Origin of the sequence: Fictibacillus nanhaiensis, from assembly GCF_036213205.1 — a bacterium.
Lineage (GTDB): Bacteria > Bacillota > Bacilli > Bacillales > Fictibacillaceae > Fictibacillus > Fictibacillus nanhaiensis_E.
The window spans coordinates 212019-237965 of sequence record NZ_JARMFC010000001.1 but is presented as its reverse complement, the minus strand read 5'-3'; the positions used below and the strand labels follow the sequence as shown (position 1 = coordinate 237965).

The window sequence follows — 25947 nt, the reverse complement described above, 5'->3', positions numbered from 1 at the left end:
AGATGGACTTAACCAAATTGGCTACAGAAAAAAGAAACCCTGACACGTTAACAATTGATGAACTTACAACTTTAGAAGTGATCCAAAAAATACACGAAGCCGATCTGGGAGTAGCCAGTTGCATTACTCCTGTTTTAAATGAAATCAGTTCTGTTGTTGATAAAGTAGTCACCGCTTTTGAAAATGAAGGTCGATTGATTTATATCGGCGCTGGAACGAGTGGACGGTTAGGTGTGTTGGATGCATCGGAGTGTCCTCCCACATACGGCACAGATCCAAAGTTAGTAGTAGGGGTAATTGCAGGCGGTGATTATGCCCTTCAGCATGCAATTGAAGGAGCGGAAGATGATGCAGAGTTAGGTCAATCCGATCTTGAAGCTTTAAAAATAACTGAAAGAGACGTTGTTGTTGCTATTGCGGCTTCTGGCAGAACCCCATATTGCTTGGGTGCGATGAATTATGCCAAAACAAAAGGCGCATTAACTGCAGCTCTTGTTTGTTCTCTGAATTCACCGATGGAAAAGCTTGCGGATATTAGCATTCCTGTTATTACGGGGCCAGAAGTGGTCACAGGCTCTACCAGAATGAAAGCAGGCACCGCTCAAAAACTCGTGTTAAACATGATCAGTACGGCCAGCATGGTGAGATGGGGTAAAGTTTACAGCAATTTAATGGTCGATGTTCAACCAACGAATGAAAAACTAAGACATCGAGCTAAAAATATTATTATCGAAGCTACTGGAGCAACTGATAAAGAAGCGGAAATGGCTTTGCAAGAACAAGGTGGCAACACAAAGGCTGCTATCTTTCAGCTTGTTACAGGCGTTACTCCACATGAAGCTAAATTACAACTAGAACAGCATAAAGGAAAGTTAAAAGAAGCAATACGTAATTTTACTCAAAAGTGAGAGGGGTAGGTATGATGTTAGGTTTCTTACAGCGGATTGGTCGGGCGCTCATGCTTCCGATTGCAGTTCTTCCTGCAGCTGGACTTTTGCTACGTTTTGGTCAAGACGATTTATTAGACATACCATTCTTAGTTGCTTCAGGAAATGCGATTTTCGGTCATCTAGCACTATTATTTGCGATAGGCGTCGCAGTAGGTCTATCAAGAGATGGAAGTGGAGCTGCTGGACTTGCAGGAGCAATCGGTTACTTTGTATTAACAGAAGGAGCGAAAACATTTGCCGAAGTAAACCTGAATTATGACGGAAAGTTTGATATGTCCGTTCTAGGAGGTATTCTCGCAGGGGTCGTAGCCGGACTTTTATATAATAAATTTTATAATACGAAATTACCAGAATGGCTTTCTTTCTTTGGAGGTAAACGATTTGTTCCAATCGTAACGGCCGGAACGATGGTGCTTCTAGCGCTTGTATTTGGATTTATCTGGCCATACCTTCAGATGGGGTTAGAGAACGTTGGTACTTGGATCACTAGTGCAGGAGCAATTGGTGCAGGTATATTCGGTTTCTTTAACCGCTTATTGATTCCACTTGGACTTCATCATGTACTCAACAGCTTCTTATGGTTTGTATTTGGTGAATTTACAGGTGAAAATGGAAAGGTGGTTACGGGTGACCTGTGGAGATTCTTTGCCGAAGATTCTAAAGCAGGCTTCTATATGGCTGGATTCTTCCCAGTAATGATGTTCGGATTACCAGCTGCTTGTTTAGCCATGATTCATACAGCAAAAAAACATCGAAAGAAAGCAGTTGCTGGTATGTTGGGAAGTTTAGCACTTACTTCCTTTGTAACTGGAATCACAGAACCAATCGAGTTTGCGTTTATGTTCCTATCACCTTTACTGTATGTGATTCACGCTGTATTAACCGCTGTTTCTATGTCGGTTGCAGTATTATTAGATATTCATCATGGCTTCACGTTTTCTGCAGGAGCAATTGATTACTTCTTAAACATCGGTATCTCACAGAACGGTTGGTTGTTACTTCCGATGGGAGCGGTTTATTTTGTCCTGTACTATGGTATATTCCGTTTTCTGATTGTGAAACTGAACTTGCAAACACCAGGCAGAGAAGATGAAGAATCCATTGAATCAGAAGCTGCAGCAACTTCTACAGCAAGTGAAAAGTACGAAACAGCAGCGTCAGCTTATTTGAGTGCGCTCGGTGGAAAAGACAATATTGTACTGCTAGAAAACTGCATTACTAGATTAAGAGTACAGATTAAAGATTTGTCACAAGTTGATGAGGAGGCACTAAAAAAAGCAGGATCAAAAGGGTTAATTAAGCTTAATAACCAAAATATACAGGTGGTTGTCGGATCAGAGGTAGAACCGATCGCGGATTGTATGAGAGATAAGCTATAAAGCTAAAAAAAAGACCGCCATCTTCTTTTAAGAAAATGGTGGTCACTTCTTTATTATACGTTCCAATAACCACTTACTGGTACGTTTGCCGCGTATCCATAGGAACATGGGTAAGCATATACGCAGCAGTTTCCATTAAACGAGACGGCTCCGACAATAATGAGCAGCACGAATAGTACCACATAAAGCGTAAAGCTATCAGAACAGTACTTTCTTGACGACATATTTTCACTCCTCTTCTTGCATGTGAGAAGCCGATTTCTCTCCTCAGCTCATTTTATGCAAGTAGGATGAGCATAGAAACGGTGATAAACGCCTCATTTTAAGAGAGTTGCCGTCAAACAGAAGTCTATTTATATGCTTCATCTAAGATAATATATAAGTAATCTACGAATTCACCTTTTGAGAACATCGTAACTTCATATACATTACCAAGGTCGTTGTACACGTAAGCGGTGTCTGTGTCCGTTGTTTCTTCAACATCTACAGGTAGACCAGCAAGTTCAAGTGCTCTAGTCATTTCTTCTTCATTAAACAAGATTTCTTCATCTATTACAGAATATACAAGACGAGCTGCTTTTCCTTCCACAAACGTTACAGCATACTTATCATTTTGATAATAGTTTACAATAGCAGGAACGAATTCAGTCGTGCCTGAGTAGCGGAACTGAATCTTTTCAGACCGGTTAGGCTTACCCCACCTGTCACTTATTTGTTTTTCGGAAGAATTCGTTAGTTCACTGGCAACAAATTGATGTTCGCTAGTTAGATAGTCCTTTTGCTCACTCTCATCATTTTCTGCTTCACCTTCAGCAGTGCTGTTTTCATCTTCAGTTGTTGTTGTCTCTGTTGCTTCTGAGTCTTCTTTTTCTAAATCAGATGTGGAACTATCAGTAGATTCTTTCTTCTCTGCTTTTGTTTCTGAGCTTCCTTGTTCATTTTGTTTCGTATCCTTTGAACAAGCTGTTACAAAAAGTAACCCAATTATAAGAAATAGTGTTATAAGTTTTTTCATGATACTCCCTCATTATGTAATTCATATAGTTAAACAGACACTTCCAATGTTAACAAAAGAGTATAAAAATTGAAAATGAAAAGTTTGGCAAATGAAGAAACTTATATGCATTTAAGAATAGAATGACATTTAAATACCTCATTTTCATAAAATAAGGATATACATTTCTCAGTATGAAAAGCTGTTATCGTTTTTTTGTTTTGAAAGTATCCGCTTACATCTCGTACTTATCTTTCACTGGAGAAGCGCTGAGTAATACTTTTAGGAAAGAACTCATTATCAGTCGAATACACGTACGATTATTTCATTTTGTTAACAAATCAACTACAATATATGGTAGACATCCATTTTATAAGCATGAATGCGGAAGGGCAGGTGGAATAGGATGCAGTATATTGTGTATGATTTAGAGATGACAAACCGGCTCTCAGAGATTATTGAGATTGGTGCTATTCGAATGGTCGAAGTTGATGGTGAACTTAAAATTTTGGATACGTTTCAATCATTCGTTCAACCTAAAATGGATAAGTTGAATACACGAATTACAAATCTCACTGGTATCACAAAAAAAGATTTAATTTCCGCTCCTGTTTATACAGAGGCTATTGAAAATTTTAGATCCTGGATCGGTTTAGAAGAATATTATCTTTGTTCTTGGGGACCAGAAGATAAATGGGCACTTATTACTGATTCAACTTTTCATAAAGCAGACACAGATTGGATTATCAATCATAATGATCTGCAATTTCATTTCAGTATCCTACACGATAGTGAAAAGGGATTTCGATATGGATTGTCGCGTGCACTCCAAGCTATGGAACTTGTATATGAAGGATCTAAACATAGAGCACTAGACGATGCCATGAATACAGCTAGAATTCTCACTAAGATCTATCGAAAGATCAAATTTGTCAAAAACCCGACTTCGTTTTTAGAATCAAAGCTTTTTGAGCCTGAAAAGCTAGTATATAAAACCAAGTCGGAAGTAAATGAATCACCCTTTGCTTCCTTATCAAAGTTATTTAACTAAAGTAATTTTAGTTTTAAATGTAAACTTTTCAATGCAAATAGTTTACTCATATGGACGCGATAGGACTTATTTCCTGTTCCTTCGACCTCCTTCGACAAAAATGTGTAGGTATTATAGGGTAAAATCCATAAAAAGTAAGATATGTCGTCATTTGACGAATTGTTTTTGTAGGAAAATGACCTTAGTTTCGATAATAATAGTAAGCGTAGGGGGTGTTTGTTGGTGGATACTACATATTACATAACCAATAAAAACAATCAGTTGTTGGAACTATTGAACACGATCGACCATTGCTTATCGGATGCAAGACTTGAGGAAGTGGATTCAATAATCAAGCTTAAAGAGGAATTGTTAGCAAACGATGGTATACATATAACTCCAGAGCAAATTAATAACATTATTTCTTTACTGTTATCATTCGTACCTAATACAGTTAGAGAAGTTGGTTAATTGAGAATCTCTTCTTAAAGAGGTTCTTTTTTTACTGCCTAAACTTTTATTCGTCTGAAGGTTATTTTTTTAGGGGGTAGAAATAGAAAATAAGAAGTGATTCACTTCTTATTTATATACCTCAACCTCTTCTTTTGTCTTTAATTCTTTCATCTCATTTTTAAATCTTTCTTGTAAACAACTTTTGTGGCCATACAATACGAGCATGTCACCTTCTTGGATTTTGGTCGTATAACTATCCTTTCTTACTGTTACATCTCCTCGCTTAATAAAAAGAACAATCAGATCATCATCTTCTTCAATGATGTCTTTTAATTGTTTCCCCATTATTTTTGAATCTTTATGTATGGGAAGCTCAACTACGACATCATCTTCTTCAAAATACATAACATCTCTTAAAGGAAGATCAGCTAAGTTATAATTTTTTTCCATGTGACTTTCGAACGTTCGCTTCATGTATTGTTTTAACTTTGGGACGCTTAAGATTACATATAAACTGATGAGTACTAAAATAATGATTCCGAGTTCAATCGAACGAAATTCATCTGATAAGATGTTGCTTATTGATGAGATGATAACCGCTAATGAAAAGACTCCGAACAAGATAAGAAACGTACTTAATCGTCTGCGTACTGGATGTTCTAGGATCAACTCTGATTCTCCGGTCGTAAATCCAGTGGCGGTAAACATTGAGATGACCTGAAAGCGAGCGATCTCTTTTTTAAGACCAGTAAGTGTGAATAATAGAACGTTAATTTCAATTACAATTCCTATGATTGCAAAATAAAGCAAAGTGAATAAAAAACCCACAAAGGCACCTCCGTTAAAATTCTTCTTTACCTGTATACCCTTATTTTCTATTTATATAGAGGAAATAAAATATTTTATTCGTTTCATAAACATATATAGCCCCTCATATAGTTTGGTACAGGAGGGATGTAGATGATCGGTTTTCTTATTACCTTAGTGCCCGCAAGTCTATTGTGTGGAGGAGTTGCTATGTTAATTCATACTTTTGTGAAGACAGATACCTATCATTATGATCAAGAAAATCTTTGGGAAGATACATCACTTACATCTGAAGACTATCGTTTGAAATAATCCATTAACACATTCATTACTTGATATTTTCCCTCGTTATGGTAAAAAGTAATATAACAATAACTTGTAACAGAAACGAGGATTTGATGTGCGGAAAGTATCAAAAAAATGGTTAATTGGTGGTACAGGACTAGCCCTCATACTATTCCTTATCTTTCAATTTTATGGAGAAACAGAAGGAGCGAGCGATACACAAACCATAAAGGTTGTCGCTCTTGGTGATTCATTAACATACGGAGTTGGTGACCCATCTAAAACAGGCTATATTGGAATCGTTAAAAGAAATATTCAGCAGCAAACAGGCAGAAATGTAATCATTAATAATTTTGGAATCAGTGGACAGCGTTCCGATCAATTGTTAAGACAATTGGAAAATGGAGTCGTGATCAAGTCATTAAGACAAGCGGATCATATCTTTGTTTTTATAGGTACTAATGACTTTCGCCACGCTGCCAGTTGGAACTTTCGCCAGTTGCCTCAGCAGAAATTAACACTCGGAAAAGAAAAGCTAAGAAACAACTTAAGTAAAACACTGACAGTTGTGAGGGAAAACAATTCGTTTGCCCCGGTTTATGTATTAGGTCTTTATAATCCTTATTTCGGAAAAGAATACGATCCAACCGCTGCAGAAAGTATTAAGACTTGGAATGAAGCGATCGTTGAGGCAAGCAAAGAAAGCACGCTTACTAAGTACATTTCCACCTTTGAACTCTATGAAAATGTTGAGAAAGAATTGTATTTTTCTGATTCTATACATCCCAATAGAAGGGGATATAACAGATTAGGTAACTGGGTTTATAATCAATGGAAGCCTTTAAATCAGGAATGACCTCGTAGAAGCTTATACTTCTAAGAGGTTTTTTTATTTATACATCGATGCTCTTTGAAAGTTGTTGATTTCCGCTCACAATTGCACGCTTTCTGGCGATCGGGGAGCCTCTTGCCGCTTTTCGGCATTAGGTAAAAGAAGTGTCTTAAGTGTTAGGCAAGCCCCTTACATTCCAACCAACTGTCAAAGAAGACAAGTTTTCAAAGTAACAATCTTTTAGAGAAGATCATTTTTAAAAAACGATTGACTTGAGAATGATTATCATTATAATTAGAAGTGAAGTTGATAATCGTTTTCAATTACTTATACATAGAAGGGGTAACTGACTTATGTTTAAAAAGAATATTTTCACTGCTGTAGTAATGGTCCTACTAGCTGCTTTAGTCTTAGCTGGTTGTGGTAAATCTAACGAGGGTGCAAGTTCAAGTGACAACGATGCAAAAAAAGAAGAGAAAAAAAGCGGGGAAGTAAATTTATATACAAGTCGTCATTATGACGTTGATGATAAAATTTTTGCTGATTTCACAAAAGAGACTGGTATTAAAGTAAACCTTATTAAAGGTGAAGAAGATGAATTGATCGAGCGTCTCTCTAGAGAAGGGAAAGCAACAAAAGGAGATCTTTTCTTCACATCTGATGCTGGCCGTTTGCACTGGGCAAAAGATAAGGACCTACTTCAGAGTGTTGAAAGTGATACATTGAATAATAATATCCCTGAGAATTTAAGAGATAAAGATAATCAATGGTTTGGTCTAACAAAGCGTGCACGTGTAATCGTATTCGATAAGAAAAAAGTCGATGAGTCTGAACTTTCTACTTATGAAGCATTAACTGAGGACAAATGGAAAGGTAAAGTATTGATCCGTTCGTCTGAGAATATTTATAATCAATCATTAGTATCTTCATTTGTTTCATTAAACGGAAAAGATGAAGCAAAGAAGTGGGCAGAAGGAATCGTGAACAACATGGCTCGTGATCCACAAGGTGGTGACCGTGACCAAGCAAAGGGTATCGTTGCAGGTGAAGGTGATGTTGCCATCATGAACTCTTATTATTTCGGTCAGATGCTTAACTCAGAAGACCCTGAAGAAGTGAAAGTTGCTAAACAGCTAAGTGTATTCTTCCCTAACCAAGAAACAACAGGTACGCACATTAATATTAGTGGTATTGGTGTTACGAAACATGCTAAGAACAAAGAGAATGCTATTAAACTAATGGAGTATCTATCTAGTCCAGAAGTACAAAAAGTATTTGCGGAAGCAAACTACGAGTATCCGGTTAATAAAGAAGTTGAACCTTCAGAGCTTTTAAGATCTTGGGGTAAATTTAAAGAACAAGATCTTAACCTCTCTGAGCTAGGTGAAAACAATGCAGACGCTGTTAAGATTATGAATGAAGTTAGCTGGAAATAAACATTAAATGCCGTATCACGATCTGTGATACGGCTAATTCCATGTAACAACAAACAACAAGAACAATGCTGATGAGTAAAGAAGGTGAAGATTATGTATTTAATTCGAAAAATAAGATCACAGTTTAATAGTTGGGCTTTGCTTAGTGTGATTTTTTCTATATTAATCCTTTTACCAGCTTTGCTCATCATGGTTCAATTATTCGCTGGGAGTAACGAGAATTGGGAACACATCAAAGAATTTATGTTAAAAAACTATATCGTAAATTCAGTGACACTTGTAAGTTTTACAGGTCTTTTCACAGTTCTAATCGGGGTGAGTGCGGCATGGCTAATTTCTGCATATAAAGTTCCTATGCATCGTTTCTTTAAATGGGGTCTCATACTACCTCTTGCGATTCCGCCATACATTGGAGCCTATACGTACCATGGAATTTTAAATTACACGGGAGTCATTCAGACGACATTAAGGAACCAGTTTGGTATAAAAGTAGATCAGAAGTTTTTTGACATCATGAACATCCCAGGTGCTGTTTTCATTTTTACGATGTTTCTTTATCCGTATGTATATATCATTACAAGAAGTTTCTTAGAAAATCAGTCATCATCACTGATTGAGAATGCACGTTTGTTAGGAAAAGGATCGTTCATGACGTTTACTCAAGTCGTACTTCCTGTGTCACGTGCAGCGATCGTTGGTGGAGTTAGTCTTGTGATTCTTGAAGTCTTTAACGATTACGGAGTAGTTAAATATTTTGGTATTCAAACGTTTAGTACCGCCATATTTCAAGCTTGGTTTGGAATGGGAGATATCTATTCGGCTATTAAGTTAGCGGGTACCTTGATGTTGATTGTAGTGTTGATTTTAATACTAGAAAAAGTGATAAGGGGCAGGAAGCAGTATAGCTATTCCACTTCAAAAGTACGCCCCTTACAACCTAAAGAACTTAAAGGTTGGAAAAAATTCGCTGTGCTTAGTTTTTTCATCTCTTTATTTGCTCTAGCTTTCGGAATTCCTTTCATACAGCTTATACACTGGGTGTATATGACTTATGACGTTATTTTAAATACAGCTTTTGTTGACTTGATATGGAACTCGATCTTTGTTGCTGCTATAGGTTCAGTTATTATCATTATTGTCGCCCTAATCATCGCCAACTTTAGCCGTCTATCAAAAGGATGGATGGGAAAGCTTTTTTCAAAAATAACGGTTTTAGGGTATTCGATTCCAGGAGCTGTAATAGCAATAGGTGTACTGACTTTATTTCTTTCACTAGACGAAAAGGTATTTACGGTATATGAATGGTTGGGGTTAGAGCCAACCCTTGTACTGAGTCTTAGTATTAGTATGCTGATCTTTGCCTATGTTGTGCGCTTTCTTGCAGTTGGTTTTAACTCGATTGAATCGGGTTTTGATAAGGTAGGAACGGTATTCACTGAAGCTTCAAGAACCCTAGGGATGTCGGTTACGAAAACGTTTTTTAAAGTGGATATTAAGATGATTAAAGGTGCTATTGCTGGTGGTTTTATTCTTGTTTTTGTAGATATTTTAAAAGAGCTGCCTCTTACTCTTATTCTTCAGCCTTTTAATTTTTATACGTTGGCTACAAAAACATTTCAATATGCTAGTGATGAACGTATTCATGAAGCATCTGTTTCATCAATGGTAATTATATGTATAAGTGCACTTTCCATCTTCTTTTTACACAGAGTTTTAGAAAAGGAGCCAAAATAATGTTTGTTCAAATCAAAAACTTAACGTTTCATTACAAAAATTCGCAAAAACCTTTGTTTGAAAACCTTTCTCTAAGCTTTAAGCAGGGAGAAGTGTCAGTGATCTTAGGAGAAAGCGGAAGTGGGAAAAGTACGTTACTTCGTCTTATAGCAGGGCTGGAAGTGCCATCAAAAGGATCGATACTCATCGATCAAGCAGTCATGAACGATAACTTCCGTTTTGTTCAGCCGGAAAAACGTGGTGTAGGTTTGGTTTTTCAAGATTATGCTTTGTTCCCTCATATGACTGTTGAAAAGAACATTAAATTTGGCCTAACGAAAATGAATCGAAAACAGAAACAAGCACGTATGGAAGAATTATTGGCTATTGTGGGAATGGAGGACTATGCATCTCGTTATCCTTATGAGTTGAGTGGAGGGCAGCAGCAGCGTGTTGCACTAGCAAGGGCTATGGCCCCAAATCCATCTTTAATCATGTTTGATGAACCATTTAGCAATCTTGATTCTAAGCTTCAACTACAGATTCGGAATGAATTGCAGGAAATTCTTAAACGTACTGGAATCACTTCTATTTTTGTTACTCACGATGAAGAGGATGCACGTGCTATAGGTGACAGGATCATACTGATGAACAATGGAAAGATACAGGATGAAGGGCGTCCAGAAATGGTATTAAAAAGTAATAAAGAACAATTATCATTGGCATATGTATAAAAAAAACCGGGATATCCCGGTTTTTATTTTTTGAATTGATTATCTAATTTACCGTTCATGTCGATTAAAAATCCGATTTCCCGTCCTAGTAACTCACCTAGTTCTTTTGCTTTTTTTTCACTTTCGTTCTTTATTTGTTCAATCGTAAGTTCACCTTTTAATTTGGATGCTCCAACGATAATGCTTAATTCACCTTTTTCATAAAATACGATCTTCATTGATTAATACCTCCCTGAGAAATAGAACCTTATATATATTTCGTTTTTTTCTATATGCTTATGGGGTAGAAGTGAGAATATGGAAAAACATTCATCATGAAACAATTAATTGGAATAAATAAGCATAGCGAGTATTCTTGACAAAAATTTATGTATGTTGATAAAATTAGAGCATATTATATATGATTCGCTGAATTCGGTTGTTCTATTCTATAGAACATTCTGAAGCGGGGGAACCACGATATGGCTTTAAAGCCTCGGGATGAATCTGTGCATGCACAGAAGGGACAACTCTCAATTTCCTAATCCGACAGCTAACCTCGTAAGCGTTTTTGGAGAGAGAACTCTATACATGGGCTCAGTCTATGTGTTGCGGTGTATTCCCACGGAAAATCCTCTCTATTTTCGGTGGGTTTTTATATGCAGCAAATAGGGCATGTATTAGTATAAATTTCTTCAGAGTTACTTCACACAAAATAGTAAGAAAATTTTAACAAAGGGGGTATTTTAATATGAAATTATCAACTAAGATCTTGATCGCTCTGGCACTTGGGGTTGTTGCTGGTCTCATTCTTAATCTAGCTGTGCCTGATGCTTTCTCAACACTGGACAAATATGTATTAAAGCCAGTTGGGACATTATTCTTAAACCTTATTAAAATGTTAGTTGTTCCAATTGTTTTCTTCTCAATCGTACTTGGAACTGCAGGATTAGGTGATCCTAAGAAACTTGGAAGAGTGGGTGCCAAAACAGTTGGCTACTTCTTGGGAACTACAACGATTGCAATTATTATCGCTATGGCTTTAGCACTTGTCTTTAAACCTGGTGTAGGTGATTTTAAAACAGAAGGTGCTAAGTTTGAGCAACAAGAAGCACCAGCGGTAACTGACACGTTGCTGAACATTATTCCTACTAATCCGATACAAGCAATGGCTGAAGGAAACATGCTTCAAATTATCGCGTTTTCCGTATTTGTAGGATTTGCTCTAACGATGTTGGGGAGCAAAACAAAAGGGATTATGGATTTAATTGAACAAGGTAACGATATCATGATGTATCTTGTAAACCTAATTATGAAATTTGCTCCATATGGCGCTTTTGCATTAATAGCTTCAGCAGTAGGTAGCCAAGGAATGGATGCGATTAAAGCGATGGGCTTATACATGAGCGTAGTTATTCTAGCTTTATTCGTTCACTCTGTAGTCGCGTATGGAGGTTCAATTGCTCTATTCGCAAAGAAAAGCCCGCTCTGGTTCTTTAAAGGGTTTGCACCTGCAATGTCAGTAGGATTCAGTACGTCTAGTTCGAATGCTACACTTCCTATTTCAATGAAAACTGCTCAAGAGAATCTTGGTGTACGAAAATCAATAAGTGGTTTTGTACAGCCGCTTGGTGCAACGATTAACATGGATGGAACAGCTATCATGCAAGGTGTCGCGACAATTTTTATCGCTCAAGTATATGATGTTAACTTAGGTTTAACACAAATGCTTACTGTTATTTTAACGGCAGTCCTTGCTAGTATCGGTACAGCAGGTGTTCCTGGAGTAGGATTGATCATGTTAGCGATGGTATTGAACTCTGTAGGATTACCTGTCGAGGGCATTGCGTTAATCCTAGGTGTTGATAGACTTCTCGATATGCTTAGAACAGCTGTTAACATTACTGGTGATGCTGCTTGTGCGGTTATCGTTGATAAAGGTGAAGACAAGCATCTTGGAACTCGTGAACAAGAAGTTAGTGCTTAATTAAATGCTAAAAAGCCACAGTGGTTAAAAACCTCTGTGGCTTTTTTAATATGCCGATTTCCTTAGTTTACAAATTATGAGTAAATAAATGTAAGCACTGACGAAAAAACATGGTAAAATAAGAAAATACATAATGAGATTTCGGAGTGATCTTCTTGGAAAAATGGCTAGAGATACTAACGCTTGCAGCAAAGATCATATGGGTACAGATTCAAACCGTAATTAATCCTATCATCGAGTTAACAGAGAGCGCGATGAATTCTTTTTGGTTTGTTTTTTCACTCACGATCATCATAGGATACGTATTACTGAAGCTTGTACAGAACGCAATTACCTTCTATCAAGCTCACAATTTTATTCACCGAAAAATGAATAACGAACCCGCTAATGATATTGAATTCACCTTATTTATGAAATCTCTTTGGAAGAAAGATCGATCTAGAGGTTTAGTAGCAAATGCTAAAGTAGCTAAAAGCAGATACCTTCAGTTTAATGCACAAGAACGTTTATCCCTGCAGACCTACTTGCAGTATAGGCTAAAATTTTTACGTGCGAACCAGCCGTTGTTCATCTTGGGAGCAGTTGTAATTGGATTGCTTTCAAGTATTTCAGTGAATGTTTTACCGATTGAAGCAGCTGCACTTACTGCTGAAAATGTAATAAAAACAACGCTGTTCATCCTTTTTTGGCTGTTCATTATGCAAACTAAATACGTTTCTATGAAAAAACAAACGTATCATCATCTGGCATGGATGCAAGATACCAATCGGACAACAGCGGTTGATTACATGCAAGAAGAGAATGTTATGGATTCAACGAACAAAGAAAACAACCCTGCGTATTAACGAGATACGTAAGGGTTGTTTTTTATCCAAAACCTAAAAGGATAATGAACGGCTTCTTCGGCATACTGTATACCTATACGAGGACCTGAAATAATTTCATTCGGTACTAATTCAATTCCTTCTTCTATTCTTATATTTCCCTCATTCATTTTCTTACCATAATCATTTAGTGTGAATCCCATTGCTTTGCTTAATTTACCTGGGCCATTTGTTAGCTGGATTTTGTTCTTTATTCCCACTCTTCGTTGCTTCATTTTTTCTATTCCTTCTATTGGTTGTAGAGCTCTAATTAGTATAGCTTCAGGTTTATTAACAGGTCCTGAAACGATATTAAAGCAAACGTGCATCCCATAAATAAAATAGGTGTAAATTGTACCTGCTTCACTGTACATCACTTCTGTTCTATCTGTTCTTCGGTTGTTAAAGGAATGAGCAGCTCGATCTTCAGGTCCTAGATAGGCTTCTGTTTCCACGATATAACCAGATGTTATTCCATCATCATCGACATGTATCAATTTCATTCCTAAAAGTTCTTTTGCTAGCTCTAGAGTAGGTAATTCCCATAAATTCATTTTCTTCTCCTAGCTATGTATGACATGTTTTATTATTAAGTACAATAACAACAGGCTCTTGCTCATGTAAAATTATGTTTCCTTTTGTCGAAGTTTTACAAACCTTAAAAAAGAGGAAATGACGAAAGAAAAAAGAATATTTTTTATAAAGCAGATGAATAGGAGGCGTTTAATATGGACGGTTGGGTGAATGAAACAGGAATTTATGAAAATCTCTCCAAACGACGCTGGGAGTACTGGGAAGTAAGTCAACATGGAATTAAAACCATGGTTTCCTGGCTATGCTGGAATGCCCCTAATTCGGTTTATGAACAATGGAGTAAATCTGTCTTACACTAGCAATAAACTCGTTTAAAGTTCCTTTTCTTATAAGGAGCTTTTTTGTTTGCTAATCAGGCTTGAATCTTCTTTTATGTGGTTAGAATGGATAACAATGACTCACAAAAAGGAGAAGATTTTATATGGATTCCCATAAAGGGCAATTGCGAAGAGCGGTTGAAGGACGTAAACAACGACTCATTCAACATCTGATTCATAGAGGTTTATATGGGTATGAAGATCACAGGCATCTAACGGATTTTACATTAAGTGAACTCGAATTAGAATGGAAAAATGCTCAATTCATTGATCAAGAAAACCATATAAGCTAAATCGTTTAAATAGTAAAAAAATAATGAGTCCCTTTAACTATTTTCTGATATAATATACCTATTAAATAGGGAAAATGTCTTGAGTATTGAAAATTACTAGGACATATTTCCATAAATCGTTTGATAAAGGCAAACTCATTGAAAAGTGAGGACGCAAAGCTAAAGGGGCTTCATTTTGCAAATATGCCAGCCAGCTACCTTACGAAATTATCCTTCGATTTATAAAATCATTTAGGAGGGATATCATTGAATCAGCACTTATTATTCTTTTCATGGTCAGCGATTGGCTTTTATTTTGCAATCATTATTTTTATCGCGCTCTTGCTATTTTTCACTGGAAACAAGCTTAAAAAAGATAACAGAATTATAGATGTTTTTACTAATATTCTAATCATCATAGGCGCTATCGCATGGGTGTTTATTACAAAATAAACAATGAATTTTTAAAATTTCCAAATTTTTAGTAAGGATAAGCACAGAACCCTCACGTTATAATGAATACATCAATGAGAGGGGGATTAACAATTGGGAGCTAAAGTGAAAGTAAACCTTACAGACGAAGATAAAGAATTGTTAGTTGAAGCATTGTTGAGCCAAGGGTATGCATACGAAGTTGTTGATTCTGAGCTAAAGGATCTAGAATACGAGCTTAAGCCAGGCTATGAATCAAAAGTAAAAAGATTAAACGCACTTATTAAAAAATTACATAATTAAAAAATAAAGCAAAAGACCTTTTCTCAAGGGTCATTTGCTTTTTTTGTTAAGTATCATGTATCTAATAATCCTTTTCTTCTAGCTTCCATACGCCATTCAGCTTCTTTTACTAATCTTCTTGGCAGTTTACCTCTATTTTTTAAGAAGGACCAATATGTTAAATATTGTTTAGGTCTCGAAACTGGTGAGACATTTCTAGCATACTCCCACCAAGAAATTTCGTTTGCCTCTAAGCGTATTAAAAAAAGATCGTCGCCTTTTACCATAAAACTCACTCCTGTCTTGCCTTTCATTACCAATAGTATTGACTCATTTCAATAAAATAACCGAAAAAAATCATGGCACTTTATTTTATGCAATCTGTTATCTAACGTTTAGGACAAAAAGTAATTTTTTATTTTGGCAGGAAATAAGTTATGAAGCTTGAATCTTTAAGTTACTAAAGGAAGGTCGTGCTAATGACATAGGGGGGTGGTCCAGTTGGAGCAAGTACTCATGTTTTCATCACTATTAGCTCCTTTGGTTACAGCTATGATGGAGCTCTTAAAACGTACTTTCCCGATTCCGAAAAAATATATACCAATTATTAGTTTTTTTATGGGGTTAATCATTGGATTGCTAGCTGCTCCTGTGACAGATATGAATGTAGAACTACGATTGTGGTCTGGAGGAATAGCAGGATTGGCTGCAACAGGATTGTATGAGATCGGCAAGAAAAGTAAAAAATATAAGAGAGCAAGTTAATGAGTTCTGTTGTAATTTTTATGGCAGCACATACAACGATCTTTTAAAAAGGGTTTAGAATTTCGAAATCAGTGAATAGATTATAGTAAGAAAACAATGTAAGGCGGTGAAATGTCATGAAAGCTTTTCTAGCACTATGTTTGGCTGTAATGCTATCATTCATCATTGTCCCTAACATTCCTGAAAACGTTCAAGAAAAGTCCGGTGCTTCGGACAAGATTATTACTCAGCCAGTAACGGCTGAAGAAAAGAAAGAAAAGCAAACTGTACCTGTATTTTCTGAGGAAGTCGCGAAGAAACAGGCGAATGGCTTTATTGAAGCGCTTAAGCAAGAAACGGATGAAAACTATAGAGTTTTAAATTATTCTAATAAAGAAGAATATATGACTTACTTAACGAATTTTGTGTCAAAAGATCTAGCTATTTATTATACGGATGGTTTGTTTGAGGAACGCGAAAGTTCTCTATACATTATACCAACTGAGCTTCCACCGTGGCTGGAGGAAAGTGAACCGGTAATTATTAAACAGCTTTCAGATCATTCTTATAGAGTTCACCAAAAAAATGAGTCTGACCTATATGGATCATATGAAATTACGCTAGGATATGAGTACATCGATGGAAAATGGATCATTACATTTGCATCTGTAGATTGAAACATGGGTGTCACCACCCATGTTTTTTTACGATTAGATTGAATAGACTAGGTTTGTTGCATAATAGATATGAGGTAAATTGTTAACTCTAGTCGCTTACATTTGGAGAACTGCAATTAAAATAAATGGACTTCAAATGTTGTGAACTTTACAATAAAGGAAACAGTCGAGATGGAGTAGTGTGATGGATATAATTACATTTAAAGATTTCTATAACAACACTGTACAATTGTCGTTTTCAGACCACCCCTTTTCGGATACGCCAAAACACGTTTGGTGTTTGTGTAAGTTTAAAGATCAATGGTTGCTGACAGAGCATCCGAGACGTGGAATTGAATTTCCTGGTGGAAAGGTAGAACCTGGAGAAACAGCAGATGAAGCAGCCGTTCGGGAAGTTTTTGAAGAAACGGGTGGAAGAGTATCAGATCTTAAATATATTGGTCAGTACTTTGTCGATGGAAAAGGCGGAAAGATCATTAAGAATATTTATGTAGCTACTGTGGATAAAATCCTTTTAAAGCATCGTTATTTTGAGACGAACGGGCCAGTCCTTATGAGTGAGTTACCTGAAGATGTATCTACGGATAAAACGTTCAGTTTTATGATGAAAGACCAGGTGCTGAAGGAGAGCATGAAGTATGCTCTCAAACATTCCCTGGCCTAACCATGAATTTATGTGCGGTGCTTAATAAGTTTTCGCTCCAGAAATTCTACTCCTTGGTACATAACAGTAGCCATTACAGCAATGATCAATAGGCTCATGAGTACAAGGGTAAAGTTAAAGACTTGGAAACCGTAGATGATCATGTAGCCTAGGCCTTGCTTTGATACAAGAAACTCACCTACAATTACACCAACCCATGACAACCCCACATTTACCTTTAAAGAAGATATGATATTCGGAAAACAGGCTGGAAGGATAACCTCCTTAAAGCACTGTTTTTTATTTCCTCCAAAAGAGCGAACTACTTTAATATAGTTGGCATCCACATTTTGAAATGCCGTATATACGACGAGTGTTGTAATGATTATCGAGATTAAAATGCCCATTGCAATGATCGACCCAAAGTTCGGACCAATCGCAACGATTAAAATAGGTCCCAACGCTACTTTCGGCATGGCGTTTAGAACGACAAGATAAGGATCAAGGACTTTAGATAAAAAAGGCGACCACCACAGAAGAGCGGCAAGTAAAGTCCCAAGCAATGTACCTAATATAAATCCTAATACAGTCTCACCTAGAGTGAAAATAACGTGAATATAAAGTGATCCATCACCAATCTTTTCAATAAAAAGAGTTCCGATCTTTGTTGGTGAACTAAACAGCAAAGGATTGATCCACCCTCGTATAGATGATAATTCCCACAAAGAGAAAAAGCTGATAAAGATAAATAGTTGAACAAGTCGGATATTTCGATTCTCTTTTTTTATCGATTCCAGATACTCTTTGTGTATCTTACTCTTTATCGTTTTGTTCAATGTGCTCCAACTCCTCCCATATTTGCTGAAAGGTTGCAGAAAAGTCTGGATGCTGACGAGCTTCAAAGGGAGGGAGAGTCTTTAATGTTTCAGGCATCTTAAATGTCCTGAAAATACGTCCAGGATTTGTTGATAACAAGATAACGGTATCGCTCATCGCGATTGCCTCACCGATATCATGTGTGACTAAGATCGCTGTCTTTCCATGTTCTCTAAGAGTAGAAGATACGAGATCTTCAAGTTTTAATTTCGTTTGGTAATCAAGCGCTGAGAATGGTTCATCGAGCAATAGAATCTTAGGCTGTGTTGCGAGTGTTCGAACTAGCGCTACCCTCTGTCTCATTCCTCCAGAAAGCTCTGAAGGATACTTTGTTAATGTATGATCTAATCCGATCTCTTTAAGAAGTCTAACAGCTGATTGAACGTTTTCTATTGTATATTGATTCCTCAGTTTCAAACCAAGGGTAATGTTATCCTGAATTGTTTTCCATGGAAACAAATAGTCTTGCTGAAGCATATAACCAATCTTTGGGTGCGGAGAAGTAACAAGTTGGTTATTCACCATTACTGATCCCACCGTTGGAGTTAGTAGACCAGCGATCATAGATAGAAGTGTAGATTTACCACACCCGCTTGGTCCTAATATGGATATAAACTCACCTTCTTGTACAGAAAGCGTAATATCTTCTAAGGCCGTTGTGGCAGACGTTTTGGAAAAGTAAGTTTGCCCGACTGATTTTAGTTGTAATAAAGCCACGACGATCCCTCCTGATCTCGTATTTGGACTTCCAAAAAACCACCTGTGAAGCTTCTTGTGTAAAAGTGCTACAAGAAGCTCACTTTGGTAGCTTTGTTTGTATATAGAGGCGTATTGTTTCTTTACTTAATGGCTTTCTTGGCTATTGAAGTATCAACAAGAATGGTATAATCCACTTTCTTCGGAAGTTCTCCTGCTTCGTCCATAATGGTTTGTAAATTGTTCCACTCTTCTTCATCTAATATCGGGTTAAGAGCGAAACTGTGCTGACTCTTATATCGATCTACAACCGTTTCAATAAGTTCCACAGAGGTATCTTCAAAATAAGGTGCGATTACTTTTGCGATCTCTTTTGCCGAATGATTCTCGACCCATAACTGCGCTTTATATAAGCCTTTTGTAAATTTTTCTAATGTTTCTTTGTTTTCTTTCATATAGCTTTGTTTTGCCATGAATGTTGTATAAGGAATCTTTCCAGACTCGGCTCCGAACGAAGCGACAATGTGTCCAATTCCTTCTTGCTCAAAAAGACTTGCTTGTGGCTCGAATAGTTGAACGTAATCTCCAGTTCCAGAGGCAAAGGCGTTTGCAATGTTAGCAAAATCAATATTTTGAATCATTGTTAGATCTTTCTTAGGGTCGATTCCGTGTTTCTTTATACCAAACTCACCTGCCATTTGAGGCATGCCGCCTTTACGCTGGCCTAAGAAAGTACTGCCTTTTAGTTGATCCCATGAAAAGAATTCCGGTTTTTTCCTTGCAACTAAGAAAGTACCGTCAGTCTGAGTAAGCTGTGCAAAGTTAATAACAGGGTCTGTCGATTCTTGTGCGTGTACATAGATCGTGGTTTCAGAACCAACGAGTGCTACGTCTGCTCCATCAGATAGAAGGGCCGTCATCGTTTTGTCGCCGCCCCAGGTGGTAGTCAGCTCAACCTCCAAACCTTCTTCTTTGAAAAAGCCTTTTTCTATGGCAACATATTGCGGAGCATAAAAAATGGATCGTGTTACTTCGGCGATTCTGATTTTTTCTTTTTGGGGGCTTGAGGTATTGCACCCTGCCAGCAGCATGGAGAAAGCTAGTAAACAAGTGAAAAGTATCATTAGTTTCCTTTTTAAATATTTCATGTTGATCCTCCTGCACATAGGGATGAAGTCATGACTTTTATGTAATAATGTATGTGATTGGTGCAAATGTGTGTTTGCCCACAAAAATAAAGGAGTGTAGGAATGAAAAAAGCAAAAATGATAGAGTGGCAGCGATTTCCTTCTCCACATCCTACCATTCGCTTGTATGTAGTTACTTATTTAAATGATGGGTTAAAAATAAAAGGACTAGCAGCACTTCCAGAAGGAAAAGGACCTTTTCCAGGTTTCCTTTATCTTAGAGGCGGAATCAAGTCCATTGGCATGGTAAGAATTGCTAGGATTATTCAGTTTGCCTCACAAGGCTTTGTTGTGATGGCTCCCTATTATCGAGGAAATCAAGGGGGAGAAGGCAACGAAGATTTTGCTGGAGAGGATCGGACAGATGCATTTGCAGCTTTCGAGGTATTGAAGCAATTTCCTAAAGTAGATTCAGAGAACATTCATGTGTTTGGCTTTTCTCGCGGGGGTCCTATGGCGTTATTTACAGCGATAAAATTTCCTGAGATTCGATCAGTCGTCACATGGGGCGGTGTGACTGATATGGCCATCACTTATGAAGAGAGAGAAGACCTGCGCAGGATGATGAAGAGAGTTATTGGAGGAACACCTGTGAAATATCCAGAAGAATATGGATGGCGTTCACCTCTTAACAATTGTGAGAAATTAGATACACCGTTACTTTGCATTCATGGTATGAAAGATGAAAATGTAAGCGTAGAGCATACACTTAAGATTGAAAAAAGGCTAAAAGAGCTCGGAAAGCCATGTGAAACATGGATCTATCCTGAGTATACACATTATTTTCCGCCAAAAGAGAACCGGAAAATTACATATGCTTTGTGTGAATGGATGAAAGGACATGGAAAAGAGCTAAAATAAGTGCTTCAGCTCCTTTAACTAATTTGCGCATATTCGCAAAATAAAAAGACCTTCCATTGCTAGAATGAAAGGTCTTTATTCAGTATATTAAACGAGTGGTCCAGCTTGAGATATCTCTGCTGATACAGACTTGAATTTTTCAAAGTTCGCATTAAATTGACCTGCAAGCTCTTTCGCTTTAATGTCATAAGCGTCTTGATCACTCCACGTTTTCTTCGGCTGAAGAACTTGATCTGGTACGCCAGGGCAATGTGTAGGAATATGAAGTCCAAATATAGGATCTACAACTGTTTCAACAGAAGCAAGTTCACCTTCTAGAGCAGCCTGCACCATTGCGCGTGTATGACCCAAATTCATACGTTTTCCAATACCGTACTCTCCACCTGACCAGCCTGTGTTAACAAGATATACTTGAACGTTGTGCTGATCGATCTTCTTGCCAAGCATCTCAGCGTAGACGGTAGCAGGTAGCGGTAGGAATGGGGCGCCAAAGCATGTTGAGAACGTAGCTTGTGGTGAGGTTACGCCTCTTTCTGTTCCTGCAAGTTTGCTCGTGTATCCTGATAAGAAATGATACATCGCTTGCTCTTTAGTAAGCTTGCTGATCGGAGGCAATACACCGAATGCATCAGCTGTTAAGAAAATGATTGTGTTCGGGTGTCCGGCAACACTTGGTTGAATAATGTTTGGAATAGCATCAACAGGATATGCAGCACGTGTGTTTTCTGTTAGTGAAGAATCTTTATAGTCTGCTTCTCTTGTAACTGGATCGATCATTACGTTCTCTAAAACGCTTCCAAAACGAATCGCATTCCAAATCTGTGGTTCTTTTTCTTTAGAAAGATCGATTGTTTTTGCATAACATCCACCTTCAATATTGAAAACACCAGTGTTAGCCCAACCATGCTCATCATCTCCGATTAAACGACGGTTCGGATCAGCAGATAATGTAGTTTTTCCAGTTCCAGATAAACCGAAGAATAAAGCTACATCTCCTTCATTCCCAACGTTTGCAGAACAGTGCATAGATAGGATGCCTTTTTCAGGAAGAATATAATTCATTACAGAGAATACAGATTTTTTAATTTCACCTGCATATTCTGTTCCACCGATCAGAACAATTTTCTTTTCAAAAGAAACGATAATAAACGTCTCAGAGTTTGTTCCATCTTCAGCCGGATTAGCTTGGAATCCTGGTGCTGATATCACAGTGAATTGAGATTCATGAGAACCTAGCTCATCGTGGTTCGGGCGTACAAACATTTGGTGAGCAAAAAGGTTATGCCATGCATACTCATTAATAACTTGGATAGGAAGGCGATACTCGCGGTCTGCACCAGCAAACCCCTTGAATACGAATAATTCTTCTTTATTTCCTAAGTATTGGAGTACTTTTTTGTATAATTTATCAAAGTTTTCTGGTGAAAATGGTTTATTTACCTTTCCCCAATCGATTGTATCTTTAATGGAGGCATCTTCAACAATAAATTTATCCTCAGGGGAACGGCCTGTATATTTCCCCGTTGTAGCTTGAAGTGCTCCTGTGGATGTAAGGATGCCCTCGTTGCGTTGAAGAGATTTTTCTACCAAAACCGGAACAGGTAAGTTCTGGTGAGTTGTTTCACGGGTCACAAGATCGTTTAAGGTTGTCGTAAATTCCAAAGTATTCATATGAGACAGTACCATCCTTTATCCTAGAGTGATATATTCGAAAATTAGTATAACACATTGATTTAAATAATGTATACTATTTTATGAAAGTGCATCAAAAAAGTTCTTACTTCAGAAAAAAAGAACAAAATTATGTGAATTATCCATCTTATTTAAAACGCTTTCATTCTATAGAATATAATACTCCAAACTTATTGCTATTCATAGGGTTTTCTATTGACAGAGAGTGAGCATTACGCTATCATATTTCGAGAACGGCTACTCTTATTCTGAGTAGGTGGAGGGACAGGCCCTATGAAACCCAGCAACCGACATGAAAGTGGCAACTATAACGCCACTGGAAATGAAAAGGTGCTAACCTGCAAGGTGAAAATAACCTTGGACAATAAGAGGTTGAAGGCATTTTGGTTTTAAAACCTTTTCCCTCATGAATGTATGTGAAACAGGGAAGGGCTTTTTTTATGCCTTTTTCAGGTTGAGAACATAAACTGTGTGAAATAGATAAGAATAAAGTACCGTATCATACTTAAAAGCAGTTAAAGGGAGGATATTAACTTGTCCAAAAAAGTTAGTCGTCGTTTATTTACATCAGAATCCGTTACAGAAGGCCATCCAGATAAAATCTGTGACCAAATCTCAGATGCGATTTTAGATGAAATTTTAGCTAATGATGCAAATGCTCGTGTAGCATGTGAAACATCTGTAACTACAGGTCTTGTACTTGTTGCAGGTGAGATCACAACTTCTACTTATGTAGATATCCCGAAAGTTGTTCGTGAGACAATTAAAGAAATCGGTTATGACCGTGCAAAATATGGTTTCGATTCTGAAACATGTGCAGTATTAACTTCTATCGATGAGCAATCTGCTGATATCGCGATGGGTGTTGACCAAGCTCTTGAAGCAAGAGAAGGTTCTATGACAGATGCTGAGATCGAAGCAATTGGTGCAGGTGACCAAGGTCTAATGTTCGGATTTGCTTGTAACGAAACAGAAGAGCTTATGCCTCTACCAATCTCACTGGCTCATAAATTATCTCGCCGTCTTACAGAGGTTCGTAAGACTGAAGAGATTCCATACTTGCGTCCAGATGGAAAAACTCAAGTAACTGTTGAATATGATGAAAACGATAAGCCTGTTCGCATCGACACGATCGTAATCTCTACTCAGCACCACCCTGAGAACACGCTTGAAGAAATTCAAAAAGACATCAAAGAAAAAGTAATCACGCCGGTTGTTCCTGCTGAACTAATCGACGAGAACACAAAATACTTTATCAACCCAACTGGCCGTTTCGTAATCGGCGGACCACAAGGTGATGCTGGTCTTACTGGACGTAAAATCATAGTAGATACTTACGGTGGATATGCTCGTCACGGTGGCGGTGCATTCTCTGGTAAGGACGCAACTAAAGTTGACCGTTCTGCTGCTTATGCTGCTCGTTATGTTGCTAAAAACATCGTAGCATCAGGACTTGCTGATAAAGTTGAAGTACAACTTGCTTATGCAATTGGTGTTGCTCAACCAGTATCAATCGCAGTAAACACGTTTGAAACAGGTAAAGTTTCTGAAGAAGTTCTTGTAGAACTAGTTCGCAACAACTTCGACCTTCGTCCGGCTGGAATCATTAAGATGCTTGATCTTCGCCGTCCGATCTACAAGCAAACTGCTGCATACGGCCACTTTGGACGTACTGACATCAACCTTCCTTGGGAGAACACAGATAAAGCTGCAGAGCTTAAGAAACAAGCGAATATTTAATGATAGCAAAACCAGACTTCCTTTTGGGAGTCTGGTTTTTTAATGTGGTAAGCAATCTGTCAGTTTAGCAATCTTTGTTGAAAATCGGATAAAAAATTTTATGTACGGAATTATTCGTCATTTTTACGGATAAATGTGTCTTATCTCCGGATATATTTGTGATTACCTCGTATAAAATTTTGGTGTGTCTTCCAAATGAACATCTGAATCGCTAATGTTCATCGGAGGGATACAAAGTATATATAAATGTAATTTTAAGAAAGTGATATCTCAATTTTGAAATATCCCCTCATTTTCGTATTCAGATTATTCTCTTCATGCTACGCAATAACCGTTTTATTTTTATTCTTCTTATAAATTGCTTCCTCATACTGCATCAAAAGGTTTCCGAAAATAGCTGACCAGGATTGAGTCAACGCATAGTTTCTCGCTTTTAATTTCATAGACTGCAAGAGCAAAGGGTCTTCCATCAAAGAGACGATATTTTGAATGAATGAATTAGCATCTCCAGCTGTGCAGATCTTACCCGTAATTCCATCTTGAACAATCTCAGTAACACCTCCAGAGTCTGATACAATGCTAGGCAACCCAGATGCAGCTGCTTCTAGAACAACATTACCGAACGTTTCAGTAGAAGAAGGAAAGACGAACAGATCGGCTGTAGCATAAACTTGCGCGAGTTCTACTCCAGATAGATAACCTGCACATGTTACATTTGAATGTTTTTTCTCCCAATGATCGACAACGTTTCGACTAGGACCATCACCGACAATCAACCAATGAACACACTCTCTTAAAGTGGTAGGCAATTTGTTTATTATCTCTTGTAGAACATCTAGATCTTTCTCTGGTGCGAGTCTGCCAACAAACAAAAAGATATACTTTTCTGTGATTTTATATTTTTCACGGACATGATAATCGCGATTTTGAGGTGTGAACATATCACAGTCAACTCCTCTAGACCATATTTCAATATTGGTAAAACTTTTTGAATACAAAACTTTCCTTGTTTCTTCACTCGGTACAAATATTTTTTCAAAAGGTCTATGAAACCATTGTAGATATCGCCAAAGCAAGGGGAATAAAAAATCAAGATGGTAGTGTGCTAGGTAGCGGTCAAAATGTGTATGATAGGAGGCAACCATGGGAATGTTTTCTTTTTTTCCGTATCTCATTCCGAACAGGCCAATATTAAAAGGAGTAGCGACGTGTAGGAGGTCAGGTTTGAATTTATTTAATTCTCCATCCAATGCTTTCAACTGGGGAATGGCAAGCCTGCACTCTGGGTAAAGAAAGAGTGGCAGGCTTTTCATTCCATAATATTGTTTGCATTCTGTTTCTTGATTCATCTCTTCAAAAGAAGGCATGATAACTTTATATTCAACACCATTGATTTCTAGGTAATCCGTTAGTCTTTTTAAAGTACGAGCAACTCCATTAATTTGTGGATGAAACGTATCTGAAAAAAGAGCAAGCTTCATTTCTTCATCTC

31 protein-coding genes and 3 riboswitches are annotated in these 25947 nt (G+C 37.4%); of the genes, 20 read left to right on the top strand and 11 right to left on the bottom strand.

Annotation, left to right across the window (positions count from 1 at the left end; translation table 11 throughout):
• Positions 1 to 2: 2 nt before the first annotated feature.
• Positions 3 to 908 (top strand): N-acetylmuramic acid 6-phosphate etherase, encoded by a 906-nt coding sequence (murQ, locus tag P4V41_RS01150; RefSeq protein ID WP_328083032.1) that lies wholly within the window; start codon positions 3 to 5, stop codon positions 906 to 908.
• A 14-nt stretch (positions 909 to 922) separates the two neighbouring features.
• Positions 923 to 2329 carry an N-acetylglucosamine-specific PTS transporter subunit IIBC gene (nagE, locus tag P4V41_RS01145; RefSeq protein ID WP_328083456.1) on the top strand — a complete coding sequence of 469 codons (1407 nt, stop codon included), beginning with the start codon at positions 923 to 925 and terminating at the stop codon, positions 2327 to 2329.
• Positions 2330 to 2382: 53 nt separating this feature from the next.
• On the opposite strand, the gene P4V41_RS01140 is transcribed toward nagE, so the two are convergent.
• The gene (locus P4V41_RS01140; protein ID WP_144698432.1) at positions 2383 to 2553 is read right to left on the bottom strand and encodes a YjcZ family sporulation protein; all 171 of its coding nucleotides are present in this window, start codon (positions 2551 to 2553) and stop codon (positions 2383 to 2385) included.
• A gap of 125 nt (positions 2554 to 2678) precedes the next feature.
• Entirely contained in the window at positions 2679 to 3344 is a 666-nt protein-coding gene (locus tag P4V41_RS01135; RefSeq protein ID WP_328083031.1) for a hypothetical protein, read from the bottom strand.
• A 385-nt stretch (positions 3345 to 3729) separates the two neighbouring features.
• Here P4V41_RS01135 and P4V41_RS01130 point away from each other — a divergent pair, with 385 nt between their 5' ends.
• Complete coding sequence (locus P4V41_RS01130) at positions 3730 to 4374, top strand: 3'-5' exonuclease (protein ID WP_328083030.1); 645 nt, start codon at positions 3730 to 3732, stop codon at positions 4372 to 4374.
• A 222-nt stretch (positions 4375 to 4596) separates the two neighbouring features.
• Positions 4597 to 4824: a hypothetical protein gene (locus P4V41_RS01125; RefSeq protein ID WP_328083029.1), complete on the top strand. Its 228-nt coding sequence runs from the start codon at positions 4597 to 4599 to the stop codon at positions 4822 to 4824.
• Positions 4825 to 4932: 108 nt separating this feature from the next.
• Here the strand turns inward: P4V41_RS01125 and P4V41_RS01120 are convergent, their stop codons facing one another.
• Positions 4933 to 5634 carry a TrkA C-terminal domain-containing protein gene (locus tag P4V41_RS01120; protein WP_328083028.1) on the bottom strand — a complete coding sequence of 234 codons (702 nt, stop codon included), beginning with the start codon at positions 5632 to 5634 and terminating at the stop codon, positions 4933 to 4935.
• Between the two features lie 132 nt (positions 5635 to 5766).
• On the opposite strand from P4V41_RS01120, the gene P4V41_RS01115 reads away from it, so the two are divergent.
• The 5 genes from P4V41_RS01115 to P4V41_RS01095 all read left to right on the top strand — a co-directional run bounded on the left by P4V41_RS01115 (position 5767) and on the right by P4V41_RS01095 (position 10613).
• Positions 5767 to 5925, top strand: coding sequence for a hypothetical protein (locus P4V41_RS01115; RefSeq protein WP_328083027.1), 159 nt, complete (start codon positions 5767 to 5769; stop codon positions 5923 to 5925).
• A gap of 88 nt (positions 5926 to 6013) precedes the next feature.
• Entirely contained in the window at positions 6014 to 6754 is a 741-nt protein-coding gene (locus P4V41_RS01110; RefSeq protein ID WP_328083026.1) for a GDSL-type esterase/lipase family protein, read from the top strand.
• A 329-nt stretch (positions 6755 to 7083) separates the two neighbouring features.
• Positions 7084 to 8166: a Fe(3+) ABC transporter substrate-binding protein gene (locus P4V41_RS01105; RefSeq protein ID WP_328083025.1), complete on the top strand. Its 1083-nt coding sequence runs from the start codon at positions 7084 to 7086 to the stop codon at positions 8164 to 8166.
• A gap of 93 nt (positions 8167 to 8259) precedes the next feature.
• Positions 8260 to 9900 carry an iron ABC transporter permease gene (locus tag P4V41_RS01100; protein WP_328083024.1) on the top strand — a complete coding sequence of 547 codons (1641 nt, stop codon included), beginning with the start codon at positions 8260 to 8262 and terminating at the stop codon, positions 9898 to 9900.
• Positions 9900 to 10613 carry an ABC transporter ATP-binding protein gene (locus P4V41_RS01095; RefSeq protein ID WP_328083023.1) on the top strand — a complete coding sequence of 238 codons (714 nt, stop codon included), beginning with the start codon at positions 9900 to 9902 and terminating at the stop codon, positions 10611 to 10613. The genes P4V41_RS01100 and P4V41_RS01095 overlap by 1 nt, the downstream gene beginning before the upstream one ends.
• Positions 10614 to 10636: 23 nt before the next feature.
• Here the strand turns inward: P4V41_RS01095 and P4V41_RS01090 are convergent, their stop codons facing one another.
• Complete coding sequence (locus P4V41_RS01090; RefSeq protein ID WP_328083022.1) at positions 10637 to 10831, bottom strand: hypothetical protein; 195 nt, start codon at positions 10829 to 10831, stop codon at positions 10637 to 10639.
• A 178-nt stretch (positions 10832 to 11009) separates the two neighbouring features.
• Positions 11010 to 11175: riboswitch (cyclic di-AMP (ydaO/yuaA leader) on the top strand.
• A 168-nt stretch (positions 11176 to 11343) separates the two neighbouring features.
• On the opposite strand from P4V41_RS01090, the gene P4V41_RS01085 reads away from it, so the two are divergent.
• Both P4V41_RS01085 and P4V41_RS01080 read left to right on the top strand, forming a co-directional pair.
• Positions 11344 to 12579, top strand: coding sequence for a dicarboxylate/amino acid:cation symporter (locus tag P4V41_RS01085; protein ID WP_328083021.1), 1236 nt, complete (start codon positions 11344 to 11346; stop codon positions 12577 to 12579).
• A 155-nt stretch (positions 12580 to 12734) separates the two neighbouring features.
• Positions 12735 to 13424: a hypothetical protein gene (locus tag P4V41_RS01080; RefSeq protein ID WP_328083020.1), complete on the top strand. Its 690-nt coding sequence runs from the start codon at positions 12735 to 12737 to the stop codon at positions 13422 to 13424.
• Here P4V41_RS01080 and P4V41_RS01075 read toward each other — a convergent pair.
• Positions 13421 to 13996, bottom strand: a complete 576-nt coding sequence (locus P4V41_RS01075; RefSeq protein WP_328083019.1) for a DNA-3-methyladenine glycosylase — start codon at positions 13994 to 13996, stop codon at positions 13421 to 13423. The two genes, P4V41_RS01080 and P4V41_RS01075, sit on opposite strands and share 4 nt — an antisense overlap.
• Positions 13997 to 14170: 174 nt before the next feature.
• Here P4V41_RS01075 and P4V41_RS01070 point away from each other — a divergent pair, with 174 nt between their 5' ends.
• The 4 genes from P4V41_RS01070 to abbA all read left to right on the top strand — a co-directional run bounded on the left by P4V41_RS01070 (position 14171) and on the right by abbA (position 15360).
• A complete protein-coding gene (locus P4V41_RS01070) occupies positions 14171 to 14335 on the top strand; it encodes a hypothetical protein (protein WP_153237601.1) in 165 nt (54 codons plus the stop codon).
• 122 nt (positions 14336 to 14457) lie between these two features.
• Positions 14458 to 14646 (top strand): Fur-regulated basic protein FbpA, encoded by a 189-nt coding sequence (locus P4V41_RS01065; protein WP_328083018.1) that lies wholly within the window; start codon positions 14458 to 14460, stop codon positions 14644 to 14646.
• A gap of 118 nt (positions 14647 to 14764) precedes the next feature.
• Positions 14765 to 14848, top strand: a riboswitch (cyclic di-GMP riboswitch).
• Between the two features lie 44 nt (positions 14849 to 14892).
• Positions 14893 to 15078, top strand: coding sequence for a hypothetical protein (locus P4V41_RS01060; protein ID WP_328083017.1), 186 nt, complete (start codon positions 14893 to 14895; stop codon positions 15076 to 15078).
• 93 nt (positions 15079 to 15171) lie between these two features.
• On the top strand, positions 15172 to 15360 hold the full coding sequence (gene abbA, locus P4V41_RS01055; RefSeq protein ID WP_328083016.1) for an antirepressor AbbA: 189 nt from the start codon (positions 15172 to 15174) through the stop codon (positions 15358 to 15360).
• A 53-nt stretch (positions 15361 to 15413) separates the two neighbouring features.
• Here the strand turns inward: abbA and P4V41_RS01050 are convergent, their stop codons facing one another.
• A complete protein-coding gene (locus P4V41_RS01050) occupies positions 15414 to 15626 on the bottom strand; it encodes a hypothetical protein (protein WP_137788569.1) in 213 nt (70 codons plus the stop codon).
• Positions 15627 to 15840: 214 nt separating this feature from the next.
• Between P4V41_RS01050 and P4V41_RS01045 the strand changes: the two genes are divergently transcribed.
• The 3 genes from P4V41_RS01045 (at position 15841) to ytkD (ending at position 17424) form a co-directional block, all read left to right on the top strand.
• Positions 15841 to 16104: a holin gene (locus P4V41_RS01045; RefSeq protein WP_328083014.1), complete on the top strand. Its 264-nt coding sequence runs from the start codon at positions 15841 to 15843 to the stop codon at positions 16102 to 16104.
• A gap of 116 nt (positions 16105 to 16220) precedes the next feature.
• A complete protein-coding gene (locus tag P4V41_RS01040; RefSeq protein ID WP_328083013.1) occupies positions 16221 to 16760 on the top strand; it encodes a hypothetical protein in 540 nt (179 codons plus the stop codon).
• 184 nt (positions 16761 to 16944) lie between these two features.
• Positions 16945 to 17424, top strand: a complete 480-nt coding sequence (ytkD, locus tag P4V41_RS01035) for an RNA deprotection pyrophosphohydrolase (protein ID WP_419181274.1) — start codon at positions 16945 to 16947, stop codon at positions 17422 to 17424.
• An 8-nt stretch (positions 17425 to 17432) separates the two neighbouring features.
• On the opposite strand, the gene P4V41_RS01030 is transcribed toward ytkD, so the two are convergent.
• The 3 genes from P4V41_RS01030 to P4V41_RS01020 all read right to left on the bottom strand — a co-directional run bounded on the left by P4V41_RS01030 (position 17433) and on the right by P4V41_RS01020 (position 20066).
• A complete protein-coding gene (locus P4V41_RS01030; protein WP_328083012.1) occupies positions 17433 to 18239 on the bottom strand; it encodes an ABC transporter permease in 807 nt (268 codons plus the stop codon).
• Positions 18217 to 18996: an ABC transporter ATP-binding protein gene (locus P4V41_RS01025; RefSeq protein WP_328083011.1), complete on the bottom strand. Its 780-nt coding sequence runs from the start codon at positions 18994 to 18996 to the stop codon at positions 18217 to 18219. Before P4V41_RS01025 ends, P4V41_RS01030 begins: the two co-directional genes overlap by 23 nt.
• Positions 18997 to 19118: 122 nt before the next feature.
• Positions 19119 to 20066, bottom strand: coding sequence for an ABC transporter substrate-binding protein (locus tag P4V41_RS01020; RefSeq protein WP_328083454.1), 948 nt, complete (start codon positions 20064 to 20066; stop codon positions 19119 to 19121).
• A 159-nt stretch (positions 20067 to 20225) separates the two neighbouring features.
• Between P4V41_RS01020 and P4V41_RS01015 the strand changes: the two genes are divergently transcribed.
• Positions 20226 to 21023 carry an alpha/beta hydrolase family protein gene (locus P4V41_RS01015; RefSeq protein WP_328083009.1) on the top strand — a complete coding sequence of 266 codons (798 nt, stop codon included), beginning with the start codon at positions 20226 to 20228 and terminating at the stop codon, positions 21021 to 21023.
• Between the two features lie 87 nt (positions 21024 to 21110).
• On the opposite strand, the gene pckA is transcribed toward P4V41_RS01015, so the two are convergent.
• The gene (gene pckA, locus P4V41_RS01010; protein WP_328083008.1) at positions 21111 to 22694 is read right to left on the bottom strand and encodes a phosphoenolpyruvate carboxykinase (ATP); all 1584 of its coding nucleotides are present in this window, start codon (positions 22692 to 22694) and stop codon (positions 21111 to 21113) included.
• A gap of 261 nt (positions 22695 to 22955) precedes the next feature.
• Positions 22956 to 23086, top strand: a riboswitch (SAM riboswitch).
• A 163-nt stretch (positions 23087 to 23249) separates the two neighbouring features.
• Here pckA and metK point away from each other — a divergent pair.
• Entirely contained in the window at positions 23250 to 24455 is a 1206-nt protein-coding gene (metK, locus tag P4V41_RS01005; RefSeq protein WP_144698476.1) for a methionine adenosyltransferase, read from the top strand.
• A 320-nt stretch (positions 24456 to 24775) separates the two neighbouring features.
• Here metK and P4V41_RS01000 read toward each other — a convergent pair whose 3' ends face one another.
• Positions 24776 to 25936 (bottom strand): glycosyltransferase family 1 protein, encoded by a 1161-nt coding sequence (locus tag P4V41_RS01000; protein WP_328083007.1) that lies wholly within the window; start codon positions 25934 to 25936, stop codon positions 24776 to 24778.
• Between the last annotated feature and the right edge of the window lie 11 nt (positions 25937 to 25947).

Bases quoted from the DNA above. Each gene is read 5' to 3' on its own strand.
- murQ (WP_328083032.1), top strand. From the start codon at position 3: ATGGACTTAACCAAATTGGCTACAGAAAAAAGAAACCCTGACACGTTA.
- nagE (WP_328083456.1), top strand. From the start codon at position 923: ATGTTAGGTTTCTTACAGCGGATTGGTCGGGCGCTCATGCTTCCGATT.
- P4V41_RS01140 (WP_144698432.1), bottom strand. From the start codon at position 2,553: ATGTCGTCAAGAAAGTACTGTTCTGATAGCTTTACGCTTTATGTGGTA.
- P4V41_RS01135 (WP_328083031.1), bottom strand. From the start codon at position 3,344: ATGAAAAAACTTATAACACTATTTCTTATAATTGGGTTACTTTTTGTA.
- P4V41_RS01130 (WP_328083030.1), top strand. From the start codon at position 3,730: ATGCAGTATATTGTGTATGATTTAGAGATGACAAACCGGCTCTCAGAG.
- P4V41_RS01115 (WP_328083027.1), top strand. From the start codon at position 5,767: ATGATCGGTTTTCTTATTACCTTAGTGCCCGCAAGTCTATTGTGTGGA.
- P4V41_RS01105 (WP_328083025.1), top strand. From the start codon at position 7,084: ATGTTTAAAAAGAATATTTTCACTGCTGTAGTAATGGTCCTACTAGCT.
- P4V41_RS01100 (WP_328083024.1), top strand. From the start codon at position 8,260: ATGTATTTAATTCGAAAAATAAGATCACAGTTTAATAGTTGGGCTTTG.
- P4V41_RS01095 (WP_328083023.1), top strand. From the start codon at position 9,900: ATGTTTGTTCAAATCAAAAACTTAACGTTTCATTACAAAAATTCGCAA.
- P4V41_RS01090 (WP_328083022.1), bottom strand. From the start codon at position 10,831: ATGAAGATCGTATTTTATGAAAAAGGTGAATTAAGCATTATCGTTGGA.
- P4V41_RS01085 (WP_328083021.1), top strand. From the start codon at position 11,344: ATGAAATTATCAACTAAGATCTTGATCGCTCTGGCACTTGGGGTTGTT.
- P4V41_RS01075 (WP_328083019.1), bottom strand. From the start codon at position 13,996: ATGAATTTATGGGAATTACCTACTCTAGAGCTAGCAAAAGAACTTTTA.
- P4V41_RS01070 (WP_153237601.1), top strand. From the start codon at position 14,171: ATGGACGGTTGGGTGAATGAAACAGGAATTTATGAAAATCTCTCCAAA.
- P4V41_RS01065 (WP_328083018.1), top strand. From the start codon at position 14,458: ATGGATTCCCATAAAGGGCAATTGCGAAGAGCGGTTGAAGGACGTAAA.
- P4V41_RS01050 (WP_137788569.1), bottom strand. From the start codon at position 15,626: ATGGTAAAAGGCGACGATCTTTTTTTAATACGCTTAGAGGCAAACGAA.
- P4V41_RS01040 (WP_328083013.1), top strand. From the start codon at position 16,221: ATGAAAGCTTTTCTAGCACTATGTTTGGCTGTAATGCTATCATTCATC.
- ytkD (WP_419181274.1), top strand. From the start codon at position 16,945: ATGGATATAATTACATTTAAAGATTTCTATAACAACACTGTACAATTG.
- P4V41_RS01020 (WP_328083454.1), bottom strand. From the start codon at position 20,066: ATGCTGCTGGCAGGGTGCAATACCTCAAGCCCCCAAAAAGAAAAAATC.
- P4V41_RS01015 (WP_328083009.1), top strand. From the start codon at position 20,226: ATGAAAAAAGCAAAAATGATAGAGTGGCAGCGATTTCCTTCTCCACAT.
- pckA (WP_328083008.1), bottom strand. From the start codon at position 22,694: ATGAATACTTTGGAATTTACGACAACCTTAAACGATCTTGTGACCCGT.
- P4V41_RS01000 (WP_328083007.1), bottom strand. From the start codon at position 25,936: ATGAAGCTTGCTCTTTTTTCAGATACGTTTCATCCACAAATTAATGGA.